The organism is Paenibacillus fonticola DSM 21315 (genome assembly GCF_000381905.1).
GTDB classification, from domain to species: Bacteria; Bacillota; Bacilli; order Paenibacillales; family Paenibacillaceae; genus Fontibacillus; species Fontibacillus fonticola.
Map to the genome: position 1 here is coordinate 154,158 of NZ_KB907250.1, position 24,983 is coordinate 179,140.

Genomic DNA, 24,983 nt, shown 5'->3' on the forward strand with positions numbered 1-24,983 from the left:
CTCTCGTCTCCTTCGATTTTCTGACACACAATGAAGCAACGCCCCAGGGCGGGAGGGATAAATCTATGGTGAAAAGCTGGCACTCCAAATTAACTTCATCATTGTTTGTGCTGCCTTATTTCATTTGTTTTACCGCTTTCTTATTGTTTCCGATACTTTATGGCGTGTATATTAGCTTGCATAACTTTGAGCTTCTATCGCCAGATCATGATTTTGTAGGCTTGAAGCATTATATAACGATTTTTACGCCGGACACCTATTTGAACAGCCTGTTCTTCAACGGGCTGTGGAATACGATTCAGTTCGTCATCTATTCCGTACCGCTGCTGATCGTGGTCGGGCTCGCGCTTGCCATGCTCATCCAGCATCTTCCAAGTAAAATCCGCGGCATGTTCCGCACGTTCTACTTTTTGCCGTATGCGTTATCCGCATCGGTCATGTCCGTGATTTGGCTGATGATTTTCGATACGAACTCCGGATTTCTGAACAGCTTGCTGATGAAGCTGAATATCCCGGCTATTCCCTGGCTGACCGACCAGCCGTGGGCCTGGGTGTCGCTCATTACGACGACCTTGTGGTGGACGATCGGCTTCAACATGATTATTTTCATCAATGCTCTGAATCAGGTGCCTGAGGATTTCTACGAGGCCGCCTCGCTGGACGGTGCAAATGCGTGGGATAAGTTTAGTCACATTACGCTTCCGACCATCAAACCAGTCATGTTGTTCGTAATGATCACATCCACGATCGCTTCGTTTAACGTCTTTGCCCAGCCGTTCCTGCTTACTCGCGGCGGCCCGGGGGACAGCACGAAGGTGCTGCTGATCAACGTGCTCGATCAGGCGTTCATCCGCAAGGAGATCGGCTCCGCCTCGGCGATGGCGATTTTGATGGCGCTGCTCATTATGATCATATCGGTTGTGCAATTTAAACTGACTTACGGAAATAAGGGGGAAGAGTCATGAGCATGAAACGGATCAAAACGCTGCTGCTCGTTCTTCTCGCTTCGGTGGTTGCCGTCGTTTTCCTGCTGCCGCTCGTATGGATGATATCGACGTCCTTTAAGAACGATTTTGAAGCATTGTCCGGGAAAATGAACTTTATTCCGCTCAAGCCGACCTTCGATAATTATATCAAAGGGTTTAGCGGAGAATTGATGAACGTTCCGATCCTGCAATGGATCACGAACTCGCTGATGGTCGGCATCGCGGGGACGGCGATCGTCCTGCTCATCGCTTCTATGGCGGCGTTCGCCTTGGCCCGGTTGAAGGACCTCCCGCTGCGCAGAACGCTGCTGTCGATGTTCATCGCCTCGCTGATGATTCCAGGCGTGCTGACGTTTTTGCCGATGTACATGGAGTTCAACGCGCTTGGGCTGATCAATACGTACGCTGCACTTATCCTTCCTTATACCGCGGGAGCTTTCGGTGTGTTTTTATTGTATCAGTTCTTTATTTCCTTCCCGAAGGACATTGAGGAAGCCGCCCGGATCGACGGGGCGAACAAGTGGAAGCTGTATACCAGCATCATGCTGCCGTCCTCAGTATCGATTATGGTCACACTGCTTATTTTCACATTTATGGGGATATACAATGATTTCGTTTGGCCGCTTTATGCTACGACTTCGCCGGAGATGCGCACGATTACGGCAGGGATCGCCATGATGGCCCAGGGCAGCTATACCCAGTCCTACGGCAAGCTGATGGCGATGACGGCGGCGGCGGCTATTCCGGTTGTTGTGATTTTCATTATCGGACAGCGTTCCTTCGTTAAGGCCATTACGCAATCTGCCATCAAGTGATTAAATCAACAAATCAAATCAACTGATCAACCAATTATCAAGTAAATCAACAAATCAATAGCATGTTCATATCTAGTCATGAGGTGAGGCTTGTGAGAGACAGGCGAATATTGCGCAAACGCAGGCTGATGTATGCGGCAGCCTTGCTTCTTGGCATCGCCGTCATCGTTATAGTAGGAGTGATTGGGATGAAACAGACGAACAGCGGCGGAACTGGCGGCCCATACAACGGACATGGGGGTACATTCAAAAATCCGTTGATCGATATGGATACCCCCGATCCGAGCGTGGTATACAAAGATGGATATTACTACATGACGTTCACCCATAACGGAACGGACGTCATGGTCATGAAATCCCGAACGATCGATTTTAAGCAGGCGGAGAAGAAGGTGGTCTGGTATCCGCCGATTGATACGATGTACTCGGCCAACCTCTGGGCTCCGGAAATTCAATATATTCGCGGTAAATGGTATATCTATTTCGCGGCGGATGACGGACAGAACGAAAATCACCGGATGTACGCGCTGGAAGCGGCCGGTGATGACCCGTTTGGCGAGTACGAGTTCAAAGGGCAAATTACGGACGAGACGAATAAGTGGGCCATCGATGGTCTGGCAATGGAGCATGAAGGGCAGCTCTATTTCGTCTGGTCCGGCTGGGAAGGGGACGTAAACATCCAGCAGAACACCTATATTGCGCCGATGAGCGACCCTTTGACGATCAGCGGACCGAGAGTGTTGTTGTCCTCGCCGGATCAGGAATGGGAAATGGCTGGCGGACCGCCTTACATTCAGGAAGGGCAAGCGATTCTATACCGGGATGGCCGTGTATTTATCGTCTATTCCGGGGCAGGGAGCTGGACTCCGTTCTACAGCCTTGGCCTGCTGGCTCTCAAGGAGGGCGGCGATCCGCTTCAGCCGGAGGATTGGGAGAGAGCGGCTGAGCCTCTGATGACGATGGATGAGGAGGCCGGCGTGTATGGTCCGGGGCATAATTCCTTCGTTAAATCGCCGGACGGCACGGAGGATTGGATCGTCTACCACGGCACGACCAGTCCTGCCGACGGCTGGAACAACCGCAAAGCCCGGGCGCAGCGTGTCACTTGGAATGAGCAGGGGCTGCCGGAGTTCGGAAAGCCGCTGTCCTTGGAAACGGCGATCCCATTACCATCGGGGTCGGGTGTCTATTTGGCCAAGCATGCCAATAGAGACGGAGACCGCCTCAGCTTCGGGAAATTTGCGGCAGCCGTTCCAACGGAGATACCGCTGCTTGTTCGCTACAAAAACGAGACGGGCGCCACCCGAACGCTCGAGGTGTGGGTGAACGACACCGCAGCGGGGTCGATACTATTGCCGGTTACTGCGCAGGATGAGACCGGTTATGCCTACGGACGCATTCGGCTAGAAGCAGGAGGCGGCGAGCTGGCTCTGCGGATGGATGAAGACAGTGCCGCGAGCGACATTCTCGGCGGAATTCAAGCGATCGAAATGACGAGATATGAGGCGGAAACGGCATCCTCTGGTCTTGAAGAGGCAATGGGCGCGGACCTGTCGGCCTCAAGCGAAGGCGTGATGAAGCTGACGAATGAGGAGGGCTCCTCAGCGGCATTTCGGTCGGTACATGTACCTGAAGCGGGCGAATATCGCCTGATCTTCGGTGTTTCCAACCCGGGCGATGAGGAAAGAACCTTTGAACTGGAGATCAATGGAAGCAAAGGTGCAAAGCTGACTGTTCCCGCAACGGGACGCAATGTTTTTACAGAAGTTGTGTTTGAAGGAAAGCTGCAGAGAGGTGATAATGAAATTATGATCAAAGAGGCTTCGGGAGATCTGAGCTTCGATTATATGGACATTATCGCTGACTAGATTGTAACTTTCTGAGTCGTTAGGAGACGAGAATATGAAGAGACATCGCTGGAATCGATACCGCAGCAGAGCAACGATCGGATTCATGTCATTAGCAGCACTACTGCTTCTGCTGCCCGGATGTACGGGGCAGGACTCGGGAGCAGCGCAGACTTCGAAGCCGCCTCATGTCGTGCGCCTGGAATACTGGACGCCCTTTAGCGGCGGGGATAACCAATTCATGACCGAGATGGTGGAGCGGTTCAACGAGGAGCATCCGGAAATCCAGGTTGTCCAGAAAAATTCACGTCTTGATGATTATTATTCTCGCTTGAAAACAGCCGTATTATCAGGCAATGCGCCGGACGTAGCTATCGTCCATTCAACGATCATGCCCCAGTTCGTTCAGAACAATTACGTGGAGAAGCTGACGGCGGAGGCCAAAGATATCGGCATCGATTGGAAGCGCTTTAATCCGAATATACTCCGCTCGGTATTATATGAGGAGGATTATTACGGGGTACCGCTCGACACGCATGCCTTGGTCATGTATTACAACAAAGACTGGCTGTCCAAGGCTGGTGTGCTGGACGAGGCGGGAAGACCTGTTATCCCCAAGGGAGCGGAAGGGTTCAAGTCCTTCTTAGAACAAATTCGGCGGACGGTTCCGCCCGATATCGCTCCGCTAGCCCAGCCCAGCACGCGGATCGATTCTGCCTGGCTGTGGTGGAGCCTGTACAACCAAATGATGGACGGCGGACAGTTCTACAGCGAAGACGGCATGGAGGCCGTATTCAACAATACCGCTTCTTTGAAGGCGCTCAGCTTTGTGAACAGCCTATATAAGGATAAGCTGATCCCGCCCAACATCAACGATGCTTTCCAATTGTTCTATGACGGCAAAGCGGCAGTGCTGATTACGGGGATGTGGGGAACGGGCGCCTTCGAGAAGGCGGCGGGACTTCAGTTCGGCGTCGTCCCCGTGCCGACTTTATATGATCAACCCGCGGTCTGGGGGGATTCTCACAACCTATCTATTCCCAGAAAGCGTGGGATGACGGAGGAGAAGAGAGAGGCGATACTGACCTTCGCGAATTGGATCGTAGGACATGGGGATATGTGGGCGAAGGCCGGGCATGTTCCCAGCATGACCGAGCTTACAAGTTCAGAGGTATTCAACCAGCTCGAATACCGGAGCGATTATGCCGCTACGGCCAACTACGTCGCTTACTGGCCGAGAAACGCCAAACAATGGAGCATCAACGAACGGATCATCAATGAATTCGAAAGAATGATCTATGGTTACCAGACGCCGGAGGAAGCGCTGGATGCGGCCGTGAAGAAAATCAATGCGGATTTGCGCAAGTGAGGGACAGCTATGATGACGATATTGCGACGAGGAATACATTGGCTGAGAAATTTGAAGCTGGCGCAAAAATTAATCCTCATTAACTCCGTTCTGATCGTAATTCCGCTCGGGGCGCTTGGCGTCTATGCGTTCACTAGCTTTCGGGGGACGATGGAAGCGAATGTCGGCGAGTCTCAGCTGCAGACGATGAAGCAGATCACGCTCAATATTGACACTTATATGGAGGAGTTGAACCGGCTCTCGCTGATGCCCTACCAGTACCATGATATCCTCGATTATTTGGCCTCGGAAAGAAAGCCCGGCGCTTCCTTGAGCCTGGAAGAGATTAGCCTGCTGAATAACTTCGTGTCCAAGGTGTTCCTGAATGGACGAATCGATATTATGGGCGTATCGCTCTATGGCTCCAAAGGAGCATCCTATGTGGTCATGCCGGAAAGCCAGTACGTCACAAGCTATAAGCTGGATGAAGATGCGGAGTGGCTGAAGGAGGCCCAGGGCCATTTCGGAGAGCCGATCTTTTTGACGACGCACGAGCTTAAACTAACGAGCGGCTCGGTCTACGAGGTGTTCTCCATCGTGAGGGAGCTGCGCAGTTTCGATACTGGACGGACGCTCGGCTACATCGTGCTTGACGTCGATCCGGCAGTAGTGGAGAAAATATTGGCGCAGGTACAACTTGGCCGGAGGGGGTCTCTTTATATAACGAATGCCAAGGGCGATCTCGTTATTCGCAAAGGCTCTGTCGTTCCGGGAGAGGACGGAGCCGCCGCATCGTTCCGCGGGGAAGGCGTGACCCATTTGGAATCGGACGGCGAACGGATGCTGGTCTCTTATGCCACATCAGAGCTGACGCAGTGGACCACCGTCGGAGCTGTCCCCGTTTCGGAATTGATGCTGGATAGCCTGCAGGTTCGTAATTCCATCACGATTATGGGAATTGTTTGCGTCGGTTCGGCGATGCTGTTCTCCGTATTTACAGCGTACCGGATTACGCTCCCCATCCGCAAACTGAGCCGACTGATGAAGAAGGTCGAGAAAGGCCAGTTGGAAGTAACGTTTCCCGTGAATCAATGGGATGAGGTAGGCCAGCTCGGTAGCGCCTTTAATAAAATGGTCTCCCGCCTAAGCGAGCTCGGCTATTTGCTCTATGAAACCGAGATTCGGGAGAAGGATGCGCAAATTGCTGCGCTGCAGAGCAAGATCAATCCACATTTTCTGTACAACACGCTTGGATCGATAAGTATGTACGCAGAGCTGGAAGGCAGCAAGGAAATTACGACGATGACAAACAATCTGAGCCGCATACTGAGGTATTCCTTAAATGCCCACCAGTCAGGGGTCGTTCTCAAAGACGAGATCGAGCATATCCGCCGTTATATGGCGATTCAGAAGCTGCGTTACGATGAGCGGCTGCATTTCACCCTGGATATCGAGGAGGCGGCGATGGATTGTGAGGTTATTCCTCTCATGATCCAACCGATCGTTGAAAATTCCTTCAAGCATGGACTCGACAAGGGGGTAGGCGAGGGACGGATCTCCCTGACCGGGGGCATTCAGGACGGCCTGCTGCGGCTAACCGTGGAGGACGATGGAATCGGTCTTACTACCGCGCAGCTTGAGCAGATTCGGCACAAGCTGGCCTACTCTCGAAATCTTGGCGGAGCCACGGGCAACGGACTTCTTAACGTACACCGGCGCTTTGTGCTTTATTATGGCGAAAGATACGGCCTTACGATCGATAGCATGCCTTACCGCGGGGTACGTGTCACCTTGACGGTTCCCGCTAAGCATATGCCGGCCCGTGAGGAGGATCGTGCACCGGCTGTGTTCCACTCCACATCATGACTTAACCAAGGAGGAGAATCTTATGCCAAAAATTCTGATCGTCGATGATGAGAAGATATTTCGCAAGGGTCTGCGGGCCATGATTACGTCCTTGGATCCGGAATGGGAGGTCGTCGGTGATGCCTCGGACGGTTATGAGGCCCTGGACCGTGCGGAGGCGCTGCATCCCGATGTTATTTTAACCGATATCCGCATGCCGCGGATGGACGGTATCGCTTTGCAGCGCGTTGTGAAGGAGCGTTTTCCGCAAACGGAATGCGTCGTGGTCAGCGGCTACGAAGATTTTACTTACGCGCTTCAATCGATGAGATATGGCGCCAAGGATTATTTGATGAAGCCGGTGGAGCGGAGCGAACTCGGGCGGATTCTTGCCAAGCTGAAGGAGGAGACGGTAAAGCGGGGCAAGGCTTCCGCTCCGAAATTTGATCAGGAGGAGAACGAACTTATCCGCCGCCATGTGAGCGAGTCCGTCATTGCAGGGTTAATGCGCGGCATGGTGCAGCAGCATCATGTAGATCTGCTGCGCAAAATTGGCGTTGATTTTGATCAGCCTTATTATTGCTGCTTTCTGATCAAGCTCGATAAGGGTTCTATAGGCTCAGAGCGGTATTTCAAAGCCGATCCCTCGCTGTTCCAGCTCTATATCCGTCAATTCGTGCAGGAAATGGTCAACAAACGGATGATGAAAGGGTATAGCCTCGTCCTTTCTGATTCGGAGGTGGCGGGCATTGTCAATTTGAGCAGCAAGGACAACTGCGGCTTGGTCGAGCTGGCCGAGTCGATCCGCAGGCAGATCACCTCTTTATCGAATCTCACCGTAACGATCGGCGTCGGCCGGGTCGCCAAAGGGGTCGATTCCATCTCGGATTCTTATCGTGATGCCGAAATCAGCTTGCTCTACCGGCTGATCGTCGGCGGCGACAAGGTGCTGCAATATGACACGATCCGCGGGGATCATGATTTATATCTCGAGGTCGATCCCGAATCCTGGGGAGCGATGGAGCGCGCCGTCCTGGAAGGACGGGTAGAGGAAGCGGCGAGCCGGGCGGAAGCGGAGATCGGCAGCCTGTGCCGGCAAGCGACGAGCCCCGAGCTCGTCTACCAGAAAATATGCAAGCTCCTAATCCATTTCTACGAATCGGCCGAGAAGCTGAATTTAACTAAGGCATGGCTGGGCGAGAGGGATATTCGCAGCCTCATATTCGATATATGCTCGATTACATCGAGTGAAGAGCTCCTGATCGAGTGCCGGATGCTGCTGACGGCCCTGTCCCGCTGCATTGCCGATTCCAGGCTGGAAACCTGGCACGACCCGGTGGAGCAGGCGCTGCAGTACCTCGAATCCAATTTCCATAAGCAGATTACTTTGAACGAGGTGGCGGGGCAGGTACATCTGAACCCGGCTTATTTCAGCTCGCTGTTCAAACAGCGGACCGGCACGACCTTCGTGGAGCGGCTGACAACGATTCGCGTGGAAGAGGCCAAGCGGCGGCTGATGGACAGCGATGATAAAATCGCGGCGATCGCCGAGGAAACCGGGTTTCCGAATTTGCGCCATTTTTACCGCGTGTTCAAACGGGAGGCCAAGCTCTCTCCGAAGGATTACCGCCGCGAGTTTCGCAAAGATTGTACGGAGCGTTCTTGAAGTTACATTTTTGAAGTTGCATTCTTGAATTTACGTTCTCTTGGAGCTGCATCTTTCAGCGAACAGAGAGGTTCTCATTCATATGACTTGACACTAACAGGAGGTAAAGATCAGTGACTAACATTCAGAACAATAAATCGATTCCGCGAGAGGAATATCCAAGACCACAATTCGTTCGTGCGGATTGGCTCAATTTGAACGGGGAGTGGGAGTTTGCCTTCGATGATGACCGAATCGGGGAGCAGGAGAAATGGTACGGGAATGACTACCCGGCTCCATATCCGCAATCGATTACAGTTCCCTTCGTATTTCAGAGCAAGCTGAGCGGCATCGGGAATCCGGAGTTCCACGATGTGGTATGGTACCGCAAAAGCTTCGATCTGCCGGAGGCGTGGAACGGAAAGCGGATCGTGCTTCATTTCGGTGCGGTCGATTACCTGGCCAAAGTATGGATTAACGGCCAACTGGCCGCTGTCCATGAAGGCGGACACACGCCGTTTCAGGCCGATATCACGGATTTGCTCGTTCCAGGAAGCCAGACGATCACGGTTCGCGCAGAAGATTTCAGCCGGGACATTACCCTGCCGCGGGGCAAGCAATACTGGCTGGAAAACTCGGCGAGTATTTTCTATACGCGGACCACAGGAATTTGGCAGACGGTATGGCTCGAGCCGGTGGATCAGACTTATCTGAAGCGGGTGGCCATGACTCCCGATATCGACCGGAACGAAATTCAACTGCATACTTTTGTGGAAGGCGTGCAGGGCGGCGCGACAGATCTGGAGCTTGAGGTGACGGTGTCTTTTCAGGGAGAACGGATCGCTTGCGATCGCTATAAAGTACTTCGCCCAGAGGAGCACCGCAGCGTTCATCTCCACGATTTTGCCGAGCATGGACTGGGCCGCCTGTGGTCACCGGAGCATCCGAACCTGTACGATATTTCCTTCAAGCTTGTCGGCGATGGCCGCGTGCTGGATGAGGTGGACAGTTATTTCGGGATGCGCAAGGTATCCATTGAAAATGGGCGCTTATGCCTGAACAACCGTCCGTATTATCAGCGGCTTGTACTTGACCAAGGGTATTTCGAGGACGGCATCCTTACTGCTCCGAGTGATCAGGATTTGAAGCGGGATGTGGAGCTGGCTAAAGAGATGGGCTTTAACGGCGTGCGCAAGCATCAGAAGATGGAGGATCCGCGCTTCCTGTACTGGTGTGACCGGATCGGCATGCTCGTCTGGGGAGAAGCCGCGAATGCTTATGCCTACTCCGAAAATTACGTGCGGCAGTTTACCAGCGAGTGGCAGGAGGTGATTCAGCGGGATTACAATCACCCCTGCATCGTGACATGGGTGCCGCTGAATGAGAGCTGGGGCGTCCCGAACGTGCAGATCGATGCCAAACAGCAGCAGCACGGCCTAGCCATGTACCATTTAACGAAATCGCTCGATCAGACGCGTCCTGTCGTATATAACGACGGATGGGAGCATATGACGACGGATTTGGTGACCATTCACGATTATGAGAGCCGCCGCGAGGTGCTGGAGGCCAGATACGAAACGGTAGAATCCACGATAGAAGCCATGCCGGCGAATCGCCGTATTTTCGTCGGCGGGGCAGCTTATGCCGGCCAGCCCATCCTCGTGACGGAGTTCGGCGGAATTGCCTTCAAGGCGAGCGAGTGGGAAGGCTGGGGGTATTCCGGTGCGGATAATGAAGAGGATTATTTACAGCGGCTGAAGGACGTCGTCGATCCGATGTACGCCTCCCCGGTCGTACAAGGATTCTGTTATACACAGCTTACGGACGTAGAGCAGGAGATCAACGGGCTTTTGACGTACAACAGGCAGCCTAAGGCCCCGCTGGAGCAAATTCGGCAAATTATTACGGGCAGAAAGGCGAATTGATCAAGCCAGTTTCTTTTAATTTGGCTTTAGGCGGGTACGCGTTTGTTAATATCGTTCTATAAAAGAAATAAGCTGAACCACTGCGGTTCAGCTCTTTTTTTTATCGGATTAAATGCAGCTTGTCCATTAGAAAACTTTTTGTTGGCAAAGTCATACACGATCACACTTATAAGTGATCTGATTTTTTTTGCACCACTTAAATTCAGTTCCTATTTGAGGCCGATAGTCATCAGGCTTTTATTTTTTTCACAACAGGAAGGATAAGGCTGGAAAAATGATTAGTTATTTTGAGTATAATTGAGTATAATTGAATACAAACCAATGTTCTATAGAGGAGATTGTTCTATGGATGCGGATATGGAGATCATGACGATAGCTCAGGTTGCGAGTTATTTGCAGCTTAGCGAGGTAACGACCTATAAGCTGGTGAACGAGGGAGTCATACCGGCTTTTAAAATTGGAAGACATTGGCGAATTAAGAAGGACGATCTGTTCGATCTGATAGAGCGTTTGAAACATGGTGAAAGAATATAGAAGTCATGATTATCATACTAAACATAGTAGCCCCGGTCTCTATTAGGTGACCGGTATTTTGCAGGAGAGGATCAAGCACATAATGAATGAAGAAGCTAGTAAAACAGTGAAGACCCAGCGACGCCCCAAATCATCTCCCCCTCCGGTTCGGATTTTTGCACTCGGCGGACTTGGTGAAATCGGGAAAAATATGTATGCCGTCGAATACAAAAATGAACTTGTCATTATTGATGCGGGCTTAAAGTTCCCGGACTCCCGTTTATCCGGAATCGATTATATTATTCCTGATATGAGTTATTTGGTTAACAACAAGCACAAAATCAAAGGCCTATTTCTTACACATGGTCATGAGGATCATATCGGAGCCATACCGTTCCTGCTCCGTCAGCTGCAGATCCCGATCTATGGAGGACCGCTTACCATTGGCTTAGTTCGTGCCAAGTTAGAGGAGTATCGTCTGCTTGGGCAGGCCGAGCTGCATGTATTTCATGAAAATGACCGGTATGCGTTTCAGCATTTGGCTGTACATTTCTTTCGTACGACACATAGCATTCCCGATGCTTTCGGTGTCGTTGTAGACACACCATACGGTCCGGTTGTGCATACGGGGGATTTTAAGTTTGATTTCACGCCAGAGGACAAGCCGGCTGACCTGTCCAAAATGGCCAGCGTTGGAGGAGAGGGTGTTCTTGCCCTGCTGGCAGACAGTACGAATAGTGAGCGGGAAGGGTTTACTCCTTCTGAGCGAAAGGTCGGCGATGCGATTCTTGAATCTTTTCGGCAATGTGAAGGACGGATTTTGTTCGCAACGTTCGCTTCAAACGTGCATCGTTTGCAGCAGGTAGTAGAGGCGGCGATGCAATGCGACCGTAAGATCGCTGTAATCGGCCGGAGTATGGAGAAGGTATTTACAATCGGGCAGGAGCTGGGATATATTCGTGTTCCAGATGGCATGCTGATCGATGTGAAGCATATTGACCGTTATGAGGATAACCGGGTACTGATCGTTTGTACGGGCAGTCAGGGAGAACCTAATGCAGCGCTGAGCCGGATCGCTTCCGGGGCGCACCGCTCCGTGCAAGTTTACCCGGGAGACTCCGTTATTTTCTCCTCCTCTCCGATACCGGGGAACGAGCAAAATATTAACCGGAGCATCGATATGCTCATGCGGGCAGGCGCCAACGTTATTTACGGCTCCATTATCGATATCCATACATCAGGCCACGGTAACCGGGAGGACTTGAAGCTCATGCTAAGCATGATCCGTCCTAAATATTTCATCCCGATCCACGGGGAATACCGCATGCTGCTCGCCCATAGCAAGCTGGCGCTGCAGACCGGCCTGCCGGAAGACCGCGTCTTCGTGATGAATGTCGGAGATACGCTGTCCATCTATCGCAACCGTGCCAAGAAAGGCCGCTCCGTTCCTTCCGGTGACGTCTATATTACGAACGGTGAGATGAGGTCATTTGAAGATGAGCTTGTTGAAGAGCGGGGAGAACTGGCAAGAGAGGGCATTGTCATTGTCGTGATGACGATTGATAAAGATACCGGGCAAATTCTCGCCGGGCCTGATATCGTTACGCGAGGCTTTGTCTACATGCAGGATGCCCGTCCACTGCTGCGGAGGGCGGAAATGACTCTGAAGCGAAACCTGTCCAAACAGGGAGAGCGCCAGGAGTACAACCGCTCGGACTGGGTACGTTCGACGCACCGGATTATGCGCAGGTTTTTCATGAAAGAAGTGGGCCGATCGCCGCACATTATGCCTTCTATTTTAGAAGTTTAATATTAGTTTTTAAACAGAGCCTTCCTACCGGGGAGGCTCTGTTTGTCGTTGAATGATGACGCAAAATTTCCTTCTTTTTGTCCTGTGAGTTGAAAAAAGAGAATGAAGATGACAACAATCAGGGAGAATATAAACATTGAATAATGCTTACACTTCCTGACAGGATAACGAAGGAGGGATTTAAGATGAAAGAGCAATTATTTCAAAAACTGCGTGAAAAGAATGGCCGGATGATCGAGATCAGGCGTTATCTGCATGCCCATCCTGAGTTATCTTTTCATGAAGAGAAGACAGCTAAATATATCGCTGATTTTTATACCGGTAAGGATTGTGAAGTGCATATCAATGTTGGCGGAAATGGAGTCGTCGTTACGATCGATAGCGGTAAACCTGGGAAGACCATAGCTATTCGCGCCGATTTTGATGCACTTCCGATTACAGAGGAGACAGGCCTTCCCTTCGCTTCGGAGAATCCGGGCGTTATGCATGCCTGCGGCCATGATGGGCATACTGCATACATGCTAATTCTGGGCGAAACTTTGATCGAAATGAAGGATCAGCTCCAGGGGAAGGTTGTTATTTTGCATCAGCATGCGGAAGAAAAGCCTCCAGGCGGAGCGGTACAAATGATCAAGGACGGCTGCCTGGATGGCGTCGACAATGTGTTTGGCATCCATGTTATGTCCACGATGGAGACGGGCAAAATATATTATCGCGAAGGGAACATACAAACCGGACGGGCTTACTTCAAAGTAAAAATAAAAGGCAAAGGCGGTCACGGATCCTCGCCTCACCTGGCCAATGATGCGATCGTAGCCGGCAGCTATTTTGTCCAGGCTGTTCAGACGATTATAAGCCGCCGATTGAATCCGTTTGATGTAGCATCGATTACGATCGGATCCTTCGACGGCAAGGGGAGCTTTAATGTCATTAAAGATTCCGTTGAGCTGGAAGGTGATGTGCGGGTGATGACGGAGGAAACCAGAGAACTGGTTGAACGGGAAATTCGCCGTAAGCTGGATGGATTACAGGAGACATTCGGAATTACGTATGAACTGGATTATCTGAATGATTATCCGGTGCTTTACAACGATCCAGAGTTGACCGAATTTGTAGCGGAGTCGTTAAAGAACAGCTCGCTTCCCGAAGTAAAGGGAGTTGAACGCTGCGAGCCGCAGCCGCCATCGGAGGATTTCGCGTATTATGCTAAGGAGCGTCCAAGTGTATTTTTCTATGTTGGGGCGATGCCGGCAGACGGCAAATATTACCCTCATCACCATCCGAAATTCGATATTAATGAGGACAGCTTGCTTATTGCCGCGGAAGCGATGGGCGCTGTAGTTATAGACTACCTAAGAGAGGACGACAAATAAATGGACACTCCATACCATGGCACAAATAAGCTAATCATCGGGATCGTATTCGGGGTAGTTACATTCTGGCTATTTGCTCAATCGATGGTTAATGTTGTGCCTGCCGTGCAGGCCGATCTCGGGATTTCCCTCGATATCATTAACATCGCGATCAGTTTGACCGCTTTGTTCTCTGGAATTTTTATCGTCGTTGCCGGCGGGCTAGCGGACAAGTATGGGCGCATGAAGCTGACTTATGTCGGAATGGTGCTTAGCATCGTCGGCTCTTTATGCCTTGTACTTGCCCAAGGGGCTGGGCTGTTAATCATTGGCCGGATCATTCAAGGGCTGTCTGGAGCCTGTATTATGCCGGCTACGATGGCTCTCGTGAAAGCCTACTATGATGGGGCGGACCGCCAGCGGGCGCTCAGCTATTGGTCAATCGGCTCTTGGGGAGGCTCGGGCGTATGTTCGTTTGCCGGGGGCGCAATAGCTACTTACATGGGATGGCGCTGGATTTTCATATTCTCTATTGTGATTGCCATACTTGGGATTTTCCTGATAAAGGGGACTCCTGAAAGCAAGGTTGAACAAAGCGGAAGCTCCAGATTTGACACCAGTGGTCTGCTTACCTTCATCGTTGCCATGGTCTCTCTGAATCTGCTCATTACGCAGGGTGCTTCGTTTGGATGGACTAGTGTAGTCACAATAGCTTTAATGGTTGGCTTCCTGCTGTTCACCTTTATTTTCTTTAGGATTGAAATGCATAAAGCTGGCAAAGGCTTTATCGATTTCTCTTTGTTCAAAAATAAAGCCTACTCGGGTGCGACGATCTCCAATTTCCTGTTGAATGCGGTCGCCGGTACGCTTGTCGTCACCAATACGTATATTCAGGTCGGCCGAGGTTTTACGGCTTTTACTACCGGGATGTTATCCCTCGGGTATTTGGTCAGTGTGCTGGCTATGATTCGGGTAGGGGAGAAGATTTTGCAGAAAATTGGCGCCCGTAAACCGATGCTGATTGGCACGCTGATCACGGGGATCGGGATTGCCTTGGCAGCCTGCACGTTTATTCAAGGATTCCTCTATTCCATCGCAGTGTTTGTCGGTTTTATGCTGTTTGGGATCGGCCTTGGCATGTATGCGACGCCTTCGACCGATACAGCTGTAACTAATGCGCCATCCGATAAGGTTGGAATTGCATCGGGTATCTACAAGATGGCCAGTTCTCTCGGCGGGGCTTTCGGCGTAGCGATTTCCGCAGCCGTGTATGGAGCGATTGCAGCTACTGGCAACCTAGAATTGGCGGCATCTACAGGTTTATTTGTCAATGTCGGTTTCTGTGTACTATCCATACTCGCTGTTCTGGCCATGATCCCCGGCGGCATGAAGGCAGGGGAACAGAGGAAGCCACGATTGATTAAACCACAAAAAGTTTAAATTATCACGATTTAGTTGAAACAAGTGAACTGGGGGACGATCGATATATGCGTAAAAAATTACTAAGCATGCTTGAAGCCCGAAAAGCAGAGATGGTTAATATACGGAGACATTTGCATGCCCATCCCGAGCTCTCTTTCCATGAAAAAGAGACATCACAATATATTGCCGATTTTTATCAAGGCAAAGATGTGGAGATTCAAAGGGGGTGGGACGGCTACGGCATGATCGTAACGATTCGTGGGGGGAAGCCCGGCAAGACGATCGCGCTTCGCGCCGATTTCGATGCTCTGCCGATAACGGAGCAGACGGGCCTGCCGTTTGCTTCTGAGAATCCCGGTGTGATGCATGCCTGCGGTCATGATGGTCATACCGCCTATTTGATGGTGCTCGCCGATTGCCTGATTCAATTGAAGGAGGATATCCCGGGAACAATTAAGATTATCCATCAGCATGCCGAAGAGACCCCTCCAGGCGGAGCAAAGTCCATTGTTGAATCGGGACTGCTGGACGATGTGGATCAAATCTTCGGCATTCATTTGTTCCCAACCTCACCGGCAGGGACAGTAAGCTATCGCAGCGGTTATGCGATGGCGGGTAGAACTTACTTCAAACTAACCATTCATGGCAAAGGGGGGCACGGGTCTTCCCCGCATATGGCGAATGACGCCATTGTCGCTGCCAGTCATTTCGTTACCGCTGTACAGACGATTGTAAGCCGCCGGCTAAACCCGTTCGAGACCGGGGTAGTCACTATTGGCTCTTTTGACGGCAAAGGGAGCTTTAATGTCATTAAGGATTCGGTTGAACTGGAAGGCGATGTCCGTTATATGAACAAAGATACGCAGCAGCTGATTGACAAGGAAGTTCATCGGATCGTGAAGGGTGTCGAGGGCATGTTCGGCATTACGGCCGAGCTGACATATACGGCGGATTATCCTCCCCTCTATAACAATCCTGAAATTACCGCCAATGTAGTCAAGTATCTGAACCAGGGAGTAGGCGATTATCTGACTGCAGTTTCGGAGGCGGATATGCTGTCAGGATCGGAAGACTTTGCTTATTATCTGGAGAAAATTCCGGGCTGCTTCTTCTATATTGGCTGCAAGCCTAAAAATACGGATGAGGTCTATTTCAACCACCATCCGAAGTTCGATATCGACGAAGACGCTTTGCTTGTCGCAGCTAAGTCTGTCGGCGAAGTTGTATGCGGATATTACGGTCTGGGGCAGCAGCCATAGAGGCCATAAGCCGTAACATACAGGGCTGTTCCAATAGTCATCGGTTGATGATTGTTCGGGACGGCCTTTTTTTCAATTAGCTAACGGTAGTGGCGGCTAGGAATTCAATAAAATATGAAACAAATAAAAAATTTAACTGACCACTAGTTCATTTTTTCGTATGTAAAAAAGTGGGGGAGAACTCCTTTAAGCCCTTTGCTATAAGCCAGCTGGATTTAATAACAGAGGAGGTTGAAGTGTGCCGGAGATCGTAAATCCCAGCAGGAGACCGCAACACGCATTTATTGCTAAATCAAACTCCCCTTCGTCGAGATCGCGGAGGGGAGTTTGTTTAAGGTGCGACCAGTATGGGCGATAACTTGCGGTGCTGGATTTCAAATTACTTTACAGATCCGCTAGTTAACCCAGATATAAAATAACGCTGCAGGAAAGCAAATAGAATAATGATAGGAATAAAGCTGATAATAGATCCAGAGGACAGCAATCCCCAGTTTGTGCCGTATTCCCCTACAGCTAGGTTTGTAAGACCTACATTTAGAGTTTTAAGGTCGTTTGAATTGGCGAAGATTAAAGCGATTATAAAATCATTCCATGTGGTATACGCGGAAAAAATAGCTACAGTGGCCAGCCCAGGCCATACTAAGGGTAGGAACACCCTGACAAAGGTTCGCAATTCACTAGCTCCATCAATTAATGCAGATTCTCTTATACTGGTAGGAACAGAATCAAAGGAATTTTTCATCATATAAATGGTAAATGGCAGCTGAAATGTTACATATATAATGATCAATGCAATATGTGTATTTAAGAGATTTAAGCTCTTGATTATGGAGAATAAAGGTATTAGCAACCCATGGAAAGGAATCATCATAGCCGCTAGAATTAACATCAGCACCCCATTTTTAAAAGGAATGTCTAATTTTGAAAAACCATATCCGGCTAATGAACTAACAATAATGACAAAAAATACAGTACTGATCGTTAGTAAACCACTATTCGTAAAATAAGTGCTAAAAATGCCCTCTTGGAAAGTAAATATTGTTCTATAATTATCCAATGTTACATTCGCTGGAAGCCATTTTGGCGGGTATTTTGCAATCTCACCAGGCTTTTTTAACGAGGTACTAACGATCCAAACGAAGGGTAGCAAAAATAAAAACGCGATGAAACCATTGAGGATGTAAAATTTTATTCTATTTGAACCTTTTGCATTCACTTTGAAGCACCTCCTGCTATTCAACTGGATCCTTTAGGACTTTAAACTGAACAAAACTTAGAGCGATGAGTACAACTAACAAAATAATAGTCATAGCAGAACCATATCCTAAGTTGAAATATTTAAATGAAGTATTGTATATATGATGAACAGCAGTAGTTGTTGTCGCAGAAGGTCCACCGTTGGTCATGATTAGAAATTGTTCAAACGCTAATACAGACCCTATTACGGAGACTACTAAAGATAAACCGATGGATGGCAATAATAAGGGAATCGTAATATATAACGTTTGCCGCCATTTGTTAGCTCCATCGATATTCGAAGCTTCATACACTTCCTCGGATATTCCTTGAAGTCCCGCAAGCAGAATCACCATCGTAAAGCCGGCCATTTTCCAAGTGATCATAAAAGAAATCGCTGGTAGCGATGTATTGGCTTGTCCCATCCAGTTCATAGGTTCCTGTACGATGTTAAAGAGCATTAAATAATAATTAAGCACTCCATAAAGATCATTATAAATCCATAACCACATTAAACTTGAGGCAACCATGGAAATAACCACAGGCATGAAATATATCGATCTAAAAAAGGTGACTCCAGGCAGTTGGTTATTAATAAGCAACGCTAATATAAAGGCAACTATAAGTATGGCTGGTGTAACGAGCAACGTATATTTTAATGTAAACCACATGGTATTCCAGAAGGTGATATCTTGAAACAACCTGAAATAATTGTCTAGTCCGATAAATAATTTATCTCCTAGGACAGGCCAATTATAAAAAGACATAGCTAAGGATTGAAACAAGGGATAAATGAAAAAAACGATGTTTAGCAACAAGGCCGGTAATATAAATGCTAGATGACTAAATTTTAGCTTTCTATTAAAAATATATTTTTTTACCTGCACTCGACTGTCCCCTCCCATGAAGAATGAAGGAGAGAACAGAACTCCCCTTCATTCCTATTATTTGCTTTCTTTAGCGGCTTAATATTTCAATGATGTTCTTTTCAGCATTTTTAAATGCTTCTTGGGGTGAAAGTTCTCCATTTAGGGAAAGCTGCATAAATCCAAGAACCGGCTGACTAAATATTTCGTTATATTTTAAGGAATAAGGCGTATGCCCCAATTTTAAAGACTCTGCAAACACTTGATAATGGGGTGAGTTTTTAAAATACTTATTGTCCAGTAGATCTTCCCGCACAGGAATTGCACCATTTTTGGCAAATGTCTCAACTTGGACCTCTTCACTCAAGGCATACTGTAAAAACTCTAGCGCTTCTTCTGAATGCTTTGATTCTGTTGGAATCGCTATCAAATCTCCTCCAGCAAAGGAAGCATGATTTTTACCTTCATTCCGTGGAATTAAGGCAATCCCGTAGTCGATATCCGGATAATCTGTATCAAATACATTTACAATAAAGTTGCCTGTAACAAACATACTTGCCTTCCCCGAAGTAAACGCGTCCTGCGCTTGAGCCCAGCTGTAGTTTGTTACTCCTTCCGGGGTTACTTTATCCTTCTGGGTTAAATCCGTATAAAACTGCAGGGCTTCAATGGTTTCTGGAGAATTGATCTTTGCTTCTGTTCCATTTTCATTTAAAATATCTCCTCCATTTCCCCAAATATAGGGCAGAAACGTAAATGCTTGTCCTCCAACATCCGCTCCAGCGTAAACATAAGCAAACCGATCTGTTGTTGTTAATTTACGAGCGTACTCCCTTAAATCTTCCCAGGTTTCTGGCGGGGAATCAGGATCTAATCCAGCTTCTTTAAAATGTTCTTTGTTGTAGGCTAATGCAGATACTTCGCCGCTGAACGGGAGGGCATACTGCTTACCGTTATAAGCCCCCTGGGTAGCCATGGCTTGAATTAAATGCTCTTTAAAATCCAAAGAGTTATAGTAATCTGTTAAATCTTGAAACGCACCAATAGAAGCGAAATACGGAGCGTAAACCAAGTCAATCGAAATAATGTCAGGAGCTGCCCCAGAAGCCAAGGCCGTGGAAAATTGCTCTGTAAAGTTTGCATTGGGAAAAGAGGTCAGCTCGACCTTGAAGCCCCGGTTCTCAGAATTGAATTTATCCACGGCTTCTTTAACATTTGGAGCACTTGCTTCCCGCGTCCAAAGCTGCAGTATCTTTTCTTTATTACTTCCGGAATCCTTCTTGCTCGCAGCGGTATCCGATGATGAATTACTGCTGCAGCCAACAACCAGCAACGATAGGGTAAGCATTGAAACGAATAACCACTTCAAAGATTTGAACATTTCTTTCTCCCCTTTTTTAATTTATGAAAAAACTATATGAATAGTTTTTTATCCACGATTGGAAAGTAAACGGAATACCTTTGATCCATCACCTCATATAGCGGAATAAAGCGAATGCCCTCAGGCTGATTTTTCGTTCTGTAATAACCGGGATTCCACCAGCTATGCTGTCTTTCATGGTCGGGAAGCAGTATCGATTCAGGTTCATCCAGGTTCCCGGACAACTGACGCTCCTCTGCGACTAATCCGGCCAGTACGATCGGCCCATCCAGAAAAGCAACCGTACCAGGCTGACCTGGCAGCGTCTCTGTGGTTAACGTCTTGGGAAATTCTACGTCAATGACGGTATTCTCTTTCCAGGTTCTCTTTATTTCAATAAATGAGGAGGGAGTAAACTTCCCTTCAATCGGCACGCCATTTATCTTCATTGTCGGAGTACCGTGTAACCACCAAGGTAAACGGAGCTTCAATCCGAACTCCAACTTATTATCACAGGAGATAGTCAGTCGATAGACAAACCGATTTGGGCGTGACGTAGGGATCGGAGGAATATCAACCCTGGTAATCGCCTCCATTCCCGAGACCGACCATTCATTTAGTGGATAAAGACCGAATTGAGCATCCTGACTAAGCTGAATTTTTACTTTTTGCTTATCATGCTCAAACTCCAATATGGAAGGAATCCATTGACATACAGCAATTCCTTCTTCGTATCTCATAAATATTTCCTCTTGATATGCAGAATTAGCTTGCATCAAGGTACCGTGACAGCACCAAAAATCTTTAGTCGGGGTTCCCCATTTTTTCTGACTTCCGGCACCTATACCGAGGAAATAGGAGACCATTCCATCTTCTCCATTTTGGTGAGCTAGCACGCCGTTGATAAATCTTCGCTCCCAGTAGTCCGCATACTCCGCATCACCTGTCCAACGCAATAAAACATTAGCCAAGCGCATCATATTGTAATTGCAGCAGTGTTCCTGACCTACTCCTAATCGATCTGAGAGTTTACCGGGCGGGATCCATAATTCCCCATCGTCTGCTGCGCCTGTAGCTCCGTAGCCCCGATCTGTTACAGCACATTTCCAGAACGCTTCAACTACATCTCTCCATCTACGGTCTCCCGTAACCTCCCAGGCTCTGGCGGCACCTAAGATTTCAGGTATTTGCGTATTGGCATGTTTATTAGTCAGCACATCTTCCCCGCGAAGAAGGGCATCAAAGAAACGGCGACGGTCATAACGATATATTAATTCGCGGTGCTGCTCATGCCCTGTAACCCCATAGAGCTGCGACCAAACCTCAAGCATTCCTCCCGTTTCCAGATCCAATAAATCATCCATTTCTTCTTGAGAGAATTGACCTGTCCATTTATAAAACCAGGAGGCGATATTGCTCATCATATCCAAAGCCTGCTGATTTCCTAGCAATTCGTACATATCATACAAGCCCATTAATAGCTTATGAATCGTATAGTGTGGTGCCCAAACCCACTTTCCCTTAGCGATCCTGTACATGTACGATTCTGGAAAAGCGGCTAGCCATTCGCCTCCGTTCTCCACTTGGCATTTTGCTAGTTCAGCCACAATAAAATCCGCCTTAGCCTTGACTAATTGATCATTCGTTTGGGCAAAAATTTTTGCTGCAGCTGACAGCCAGTGTCCCGTAATATGGCCACGCAGTTCACAGGTGGGGGATTCCCATCCCCAGTGCCAATTTTCTGGGATATCCATATTTGCGGATGACGCTGTTGTAGTTCCACCCTGCCCGCTGTAACTCCAAAGTCCTGCTTCCAAATAAAAATTACGCAAAAGATTTTCACTCGTCAGTCTCATTACATAGCTTGTATTCAATTGGAACCGTTTTTTTAAAGCTCCCGGAGCCAATTTGACTTTATCGCAACCAAATTCGTTCATTGCCATAAGCATAATCTCACCCATCGATATATTTTTTTTGTATTTCATTTTCATTTTATATAGCAGTATATAAACAGACAATGCACTATATTTTTATTTACATATACTTTTTTTAGTTTTATACTCGAATAAACCTGTACTTTTTATGTAAAAGAGGTGTTTGAATTGGAAACTAATATTTATTTGACGGGAGATCGTTTTCCACTAATTAGGGATATAGGCAAAAATCAAATTACCGGCATTTATACTCATCCAGATCGTATTCAGGATTTTGATGTTTTCCTGTTTGTTACCCAGGGGGAAATGCAGGTCATTGAGGAAGGAACCGAATATATCGTAAAGGAAAAGGAGCATTTATTTCTGAAGAAGGGACTGCATCACTGGGGACTGCCACGCAAAACCATGCCGGAGACGTCCTGGTATTGGATTCACTTTAATACCATGGCTGACGATCATACAACATACAAAGAATACTCGATTTTACCTGAATTGGATTATTTCTCGCCTTCTGATTATCAATATCGATTTATGCTGCCTAAATATGGATACTGGCCGCAACATGAGACCATTGAGCATCGCCTAAATTCATTATTGGAAGATTATTATCAAGTTAGGGAACATCGCATGACGCACATATGTATTCAATCTTATCTTTTATTCATGGATTTACATCGAGCTTCATTGAAGCCCTTCTTGGGGAATGCTGGTGGTAGATCCGATACGATTGCGGAACGAGTTATGAGGTATTTAATGAAAAATACGGAGAGAGATTTCGATGCCCAGGCTTTAAGCAAACACTTGAATTTAAACTATAGCTACATCTCGTCCGCTTTTAAGAAGCAGACTGGCCAAAGTGTTATCGAAGCCCATACGAAGCTGAGAATAAATAAAGCTATCGAGTTGATGAAAAATAGCTCGTTGATCGTTTCTGAAATTAGTGACAAGCTAGGCTTTCCGAATCCCTACTACTTCAGTAGGGTATTTAAAAAAGTGCTGGGAGAATCGCCGACGTCTTACATGAAACAAATTTATAAAACATAAAGCAGAGAAGGGGCAAGGTTTGATACCCCTTACATTTGAAAGATTTGCAGATGATGCTTTTATCTATGCTATCTCCGATGGTAAGAAGAGGGTACAACTACTTCACGAAATGCAATCTATCAGCAGAGCCTGAAGGTGAAACTACTCGCTTGTGAGGTCAGCTACTCAACTAATGGGTAACTATTAGGAGAATTTCAATAAAATATGAAACAAATAAAAAAATTAATTGACCACTAGTTCATTTTTTCGTATAATATGTAAAAATATAGGAGAATAAATAGTTAAGCTATATTTTTTGTAATAATTCGTTAATGCATAGGAAGGAGGAATCGGAATGACGAATGAACCTACGATTCGTTCTATATTAGAGAAAGAACTTGAGCGCAAGGGTTACTCTTTGACCAGCTTTTCCAACCGTTCGGGGATTAATCGCGGGACACTCAGCGCCATTCTGAACGGAAACCCTCCTAAACCCATTGCCATCCGGCAGCTGGATTTAATAACGGAAGCAATGGAACTGCCGGAAGGCTACTATTATCCGTTATACGTCAACGAGTGCGTGGACTCAGTCCAGCCCAACAGACGCAGGCTGAAAGCCTTCCTGCTGCGCTGCGCGGAAATTGGCCAAACAGATTGTATCGAGAAGGTGCTGGAACGAATCGTAGATGATCTGAATAATATTCCGATGATTTTTGACATTGGTGAGGAACTCTACGAGAAAGGACTGCGTGAGGAATCTCGCTTATTTTACAATGTCGTGATTGAGAGTGAGAAGTATCAGCATTCGGAGCGACTGGCTATCAGCCATTACCGGATTTTTCGGTTATCGTTGGGGGATGACGCAGAAGCTAATCTGATTGCGGCTACACGCTTTGAGCTTTACTTGAATCGATTGCCCGAAGGTTATCAAATGGAAGGCTTCATGCAATTAACGAGTGTTTACCTTACCTTACAGAAGTATGATCAGGCTGAAATATATGCTGATGAATTAAGAAGACTAGCAAAAACTGTCTATGCAAATTATGAAAGAGCATATAAGCAGTCTAGGGAGTTTTATTTTGGCGCTGAAAGAGAGCTTGTCGTATATTATGGCCAAGGATATTTGCTTAAGGGGGTTGCGTTACAGTTTCAGAGAAGATACGAGGAAATGAAAGAGTACATAGATGGGTATGCTGACCTAAGCTGGTTTGTTGGACTAAATGATACTGGGAAGCAGGAGGTAGAGAAATTCAAGTTATTTGCTGAATTGAATATGTATAACTTGAAGGTACTACTTGGAGATAAATCCATTATCCCCGAATATATCGATAAGGTTAAAAAACATCCCTATGAAATCTTGCCTACTTTACGTGTTATCGTTGAGGCGGCTAATATCCATGGTTTTTTTATAGACGAATTACTAGGTCAATTTGATATTGATACAGAGCTATTTAACCAGAATGGTAATTACTATAATAAAGTTGTAAGTAAGGATAGATACTTAAGGTTAAGTTACCAGTTATCGGTGTATTATTTCAGAAAAAAGGATTTTAAGGAAGGAATAGAGAAAACATTATATGCACTTAATTATGCTATTATTCTTAATAATAATAATTATTTTATGAAATTAGTACCATTATTTGAGCGATTCAGACCTTATGCTACGAATGAACAACTTATGGAGTATGGAAGTTTAATTAAGGGGGTGTTAAAGGATGCGGAAATGGATTACGGCATTAGTACTTGTTATTAGTTTGGGCTCTACTCTGCTAGGTGGAATTCAAAATCCTTCTAATC

18 protein-coding genes are annotated in these 24,983 nt (G+C 47.5%); 14 read left to right on the top strand and 4 right to left on the bottom strand.

What is annotated here, in order from left to right:
• Positions 1-65: 65 nt before the first annotated feature.
• The 12 genes from G358_RS0108235 to G358_RS0108295 all read left to right on the top strand — a co-directional run bounded on the left by G358_RS0108235 (position 66) and on the right by G358_RS0108295 (position 16,767).
• The gene (locus G358_RS0108235; RefSeq protein ID WP_019636734.1) at positions 66-965 is read left to right on the top strand and encodes a carbohydrate ABC transporter permease; all 900 of its coding nucleotides are present in this window, start codon (positions 66-68) and stop codon (positions 963-965) included.
• Entirely contained in the window at positions 962-1,801 is an 840-nt protein-coding gene (locus G358_RS0108240; protein ID WP_019636735.1) for a carbohydrate ABC transporter permease, read from the top strand. The genes G358_RS0108235 and G358_RS0108240 overlap by 4 nt, the downstream gene beginning before the upstream one ends.
• A gap of 92 nt (positions 1,802-1,893) precedes the next feature.
• A complete protein-coding gene (locus tag G358_RS0108245) occupies positions 1,894-3,669 on the top strand; it encodes a family 43 glycosylhydrolase (protein WP_205621519.1) in 1,776 nt (591 codons plus the stop codon).
• Between the two features lie 34 nt (positions 3,670-3,703).
• Complete coding sequence (locus G358_RS0108250; RefSeq protein ID WP_019636737.1) at positions 3,704-5,017, top strand: ABC transporter substrate-binding protein; 1,314 nt, start codon at positions 3,704-3,706, stop codon at positions 5,015-5,017.
• Between the two features lie 9 nt (positions 5,018-5,026).
• Positions 5,027-6,862 (top strand): cache domain-containing sensor histidine kinase, encoded by a 1,836-nt coding sequence (locus G358_RS0108255; protein WP_019636738.1) that lies wholly within the window; start codon positions 5,027-5,029, stop codon positions 6,860-6,862.
• Positions 6,863-6,884: 22 nt separating this feature from the next.
• Entirely contained in the window at positions 6,885-8,507 is a 1,623-nt protein-coding gene (locus G358_RS0108260; protein WP_019636739.1) for a response regulator, read from the top strand.
• Between the two features lie 113 nt (positions 8,508-8,620).
• On the top strand, positions 8,621-10,411 hold the full coding sequence (locus G358_RS0108265) for a glycoside hydrolase family 2 protein (protein WP_019636740.1): 1,791 nt from the start codon (positions 8,621-8,623) through the stop codon (positions 10,409-10,411).
• Positions 10,412-10,756: 345 nt separating this feature from the next.
• A complete protein-coding gene (locus G358_RS0108270; RefSeq protein WP_019636741.1) occupies positions 10,757-10,945 on the top strand; it encodes a helix-turn-helix domain-containing protein in 189 nt (62 codons plus the stop codon).
• A gap of 82 nt (positions 10,946-11,027) precedes the next feature.
• Positions 11,028-12,734 (top strand): ribonuclease J1, encoded by a 1,707-nt coding sequence (gene rnjA / locus G358_RS0108275; RefSeq protein ID WP_019636742.1) that lies wholly within the window; start codon positions 11,028-11,030, stop codon positions 12,732-12,734.
• Between the two features lie 143 nt (positions 12,735-12,877).
• Positions 12,878-14,107 carry a M20 family metallopeptidase gene (locus tag G358_RS0108285; protein WP_240479975.1) on the top strand — a complete coding sequence of 410 codons (1,230 nt, stop codon included), beginning with the start codon at positions 12,878-12,880 and terminating at the stop codon, positions 14,105-14,107.
• Positions 14,108-15,526 carry an MFS transporter gene (locus G358_RS0108290; protein WP_019636745.1) on the top strand — a complete coding sequence of 473 codons (1,419 nt, stop codon included), beginning with the start codon at positions 14,108-14,110 and terminating at the stop codon, positions 15,524-15,526.
• A 47-nt stretch (positions 15,527-15,573) separates the two neighbouring features.
• Positions 15,574-16,767, top strand: coding sequence for a M20 family metallopeptidase (locus G358_RS0108295; protein ID WP_019636746.1), 1,194 nt, complete (start codon positions 15,574-15,576; stop codon positions 16,765-16,767).
• 379 nt (positions 16,768-17,146) lie between these two features.
• Here G358_RS0108295 and G358_RS0108300 read toward each other — a convergent pair whose 3' ends face one another.
• From G358_RS0108300 to G358_RS0108315, 4 genes are all read right to left on the bottom strand, one after another.
• Positions 17,147-17,983, bottom strand: a complete 837-nt coding sequence (locus G358_RS0108300) for a carbohydrate ABC transporter permease (protein ID WP_019636747.1) — start codon at positions 17,981-17,983, stop codon at positions 17,147-17,149.
• A gap of 16 nt (positions 17,984-17,999) precedes the next feature.
• Positions 18,000-18,890 carry a carbohydrate ABC transporter permease gene (locus tag G358_RS0108305; RefSeq protein ID WP_019636748.1) on the bottom strand — a complete coding sequence of 297 codons (891 nt, stop codon included), beginning with the start codon at positions 18,888-18,890 and terminating at the stop codon, positions 18,000-18,002.
• Positions 18,891-18,960: 70 nt separating this feature from the next.
• A complete protein-coding gene (locus tag G358_RS0108310; RefSeq protein WP_019636749.1) occupies positions 18,961-20,250 on the bottom strand; it encodes an ABC transporter substrate-binding protein in 1,290 nt (429 codons plus the stop codon).
• 32 nt (positions 20,251-20,282) lie between these two features.
• Complete coding sequence (locus G358_RS0108315) at positions 20,283-22,172, bottom strand: beta-L-arabinofuranosidase domain-containing protein (RefSeq protein WP_019636750.1); 1,890 nt, start codon at positions 22,170-22,172, stop codon at positions 20,283-20,285.
• A 150-nt stretch (positions 22,173-22,322) separates the two neighbouring features.
• On the opposite strand from G358_RS0108315, the gene G358_RS0108320 reads away from it, so the two are divergent.
• Both G358_RS0108320 and G358_RS0108325 read left to right on the top strand, forming a co-directional pair.
• Entirely contained in the window at positions 22,323-23,207 is an 885-nt protein-coding gene (locus G358_RS0108320) for a helix-turn-helix domain-containing protein (RefSeq protein WP_240479976.1), read from the top strand.
• A gap of 334 nt (positions 23,208-23,541) precedes the next feature.
• Entirely contained in the window at positions 23,542-24,939 is a 1,398-nt protein-coding gene (locus G358_RS0108325; protein ID WP_019636752.1) for a helix-turn-helix domain-containing protein, read from the top strand.
• The last annotated feature ends 44 nt before the right edge of the window (positions 24,940-24,983 follow it).

Bases quoted from the DNA above. Each gene is read 5' to 3' on its own strand.
- rnjA (WP_019636742.1), top strand. From the start codon at position 11,028: ATGAATGAAGAAGCTAGTAAAACAGTGAAGACCCAGCGACGCCCCAAA.
- G358_RS0108255 (WP_019636738.1), top strand. From the start codon at position 5,027: ATGATGACGATATTGCGACGAGGAATACATTGGCTGAGAAATTTGAAG.
- G358_RS0108235 (WP_019636734.1), top strand. From the start codon at position 66: ATGGTGAAAAGCTGGCACTCCAAATTAACTTCATCATTGTTTGTGCTG.
- G358_RS0108285 (WP_240479975.1), top strand. From the start codon at position 12,878: ATGCTTACACTTCCTGACAGGATAACGAAGGAGGGATTTAAGATGAAA.
- G358_RS0108250 (WP_019636737.1), top strand. From the start codon at position 3,704: ATGAAGAGACATCGCTGGAATCGATACCGCAGCAGAGCAACGATCGGA.
- G358_RS0108260 (WP_019636739.1), top strand. From the start codon at position 6,885: ATGCCAAAAATTCTGATCGTCGATGATGAGAAGATATTTCGCAAGGGT.
- G358_RS0108270 (WP_019636741.1), top strand. From the start codon at position 10,757: ATGGATGCGGATATGGAGATCATGACGATAGCTCAGGTTGCGAGTTAT.
- G358_RS0108310 (WP_019636749.1), bottom strand. From the start codon at position 20,250: ATGTTCAAATCTTTGAAGTGGTTATTCGTTTCAATGCTTACCCTATCG.
- G358_RS0108325 (WP_019636752.1), top strand. From the start codon at position 23,542: ATGACGAATGAACCTACGATTCGTTCTATATTAGAGAAAGAACTTGAG.
- G358_RS0108315 (WP_019636750.1), bottom strand. From the start codon at position 22,172: ATGGCAATGAACGAATTTGGTTGCGATAAAGTCAAATTGGCTCCGGGA.
- G358_RS0108240 (WP_019636735.1), top strand. From the start codon at position 962: ATGAGCATGAAACGGATCAAAACGCTGCTGCTCGTTCTTCTCGCTTCG.
- G358_RS0108295 (WP_019636746.1), top strand. From the start codon at position 15,574: ATGCGTAAAAAATTACTAAGCATGCTTGAAGCCCGAAAAGCAGAGATG.
- G358_RS0108290 (WP_019636745.1), top strand. From the start codon at position 14,108: ATGGACACTCCATACCATGGCACAAATAAGCTAATCATCGGGATCGTA.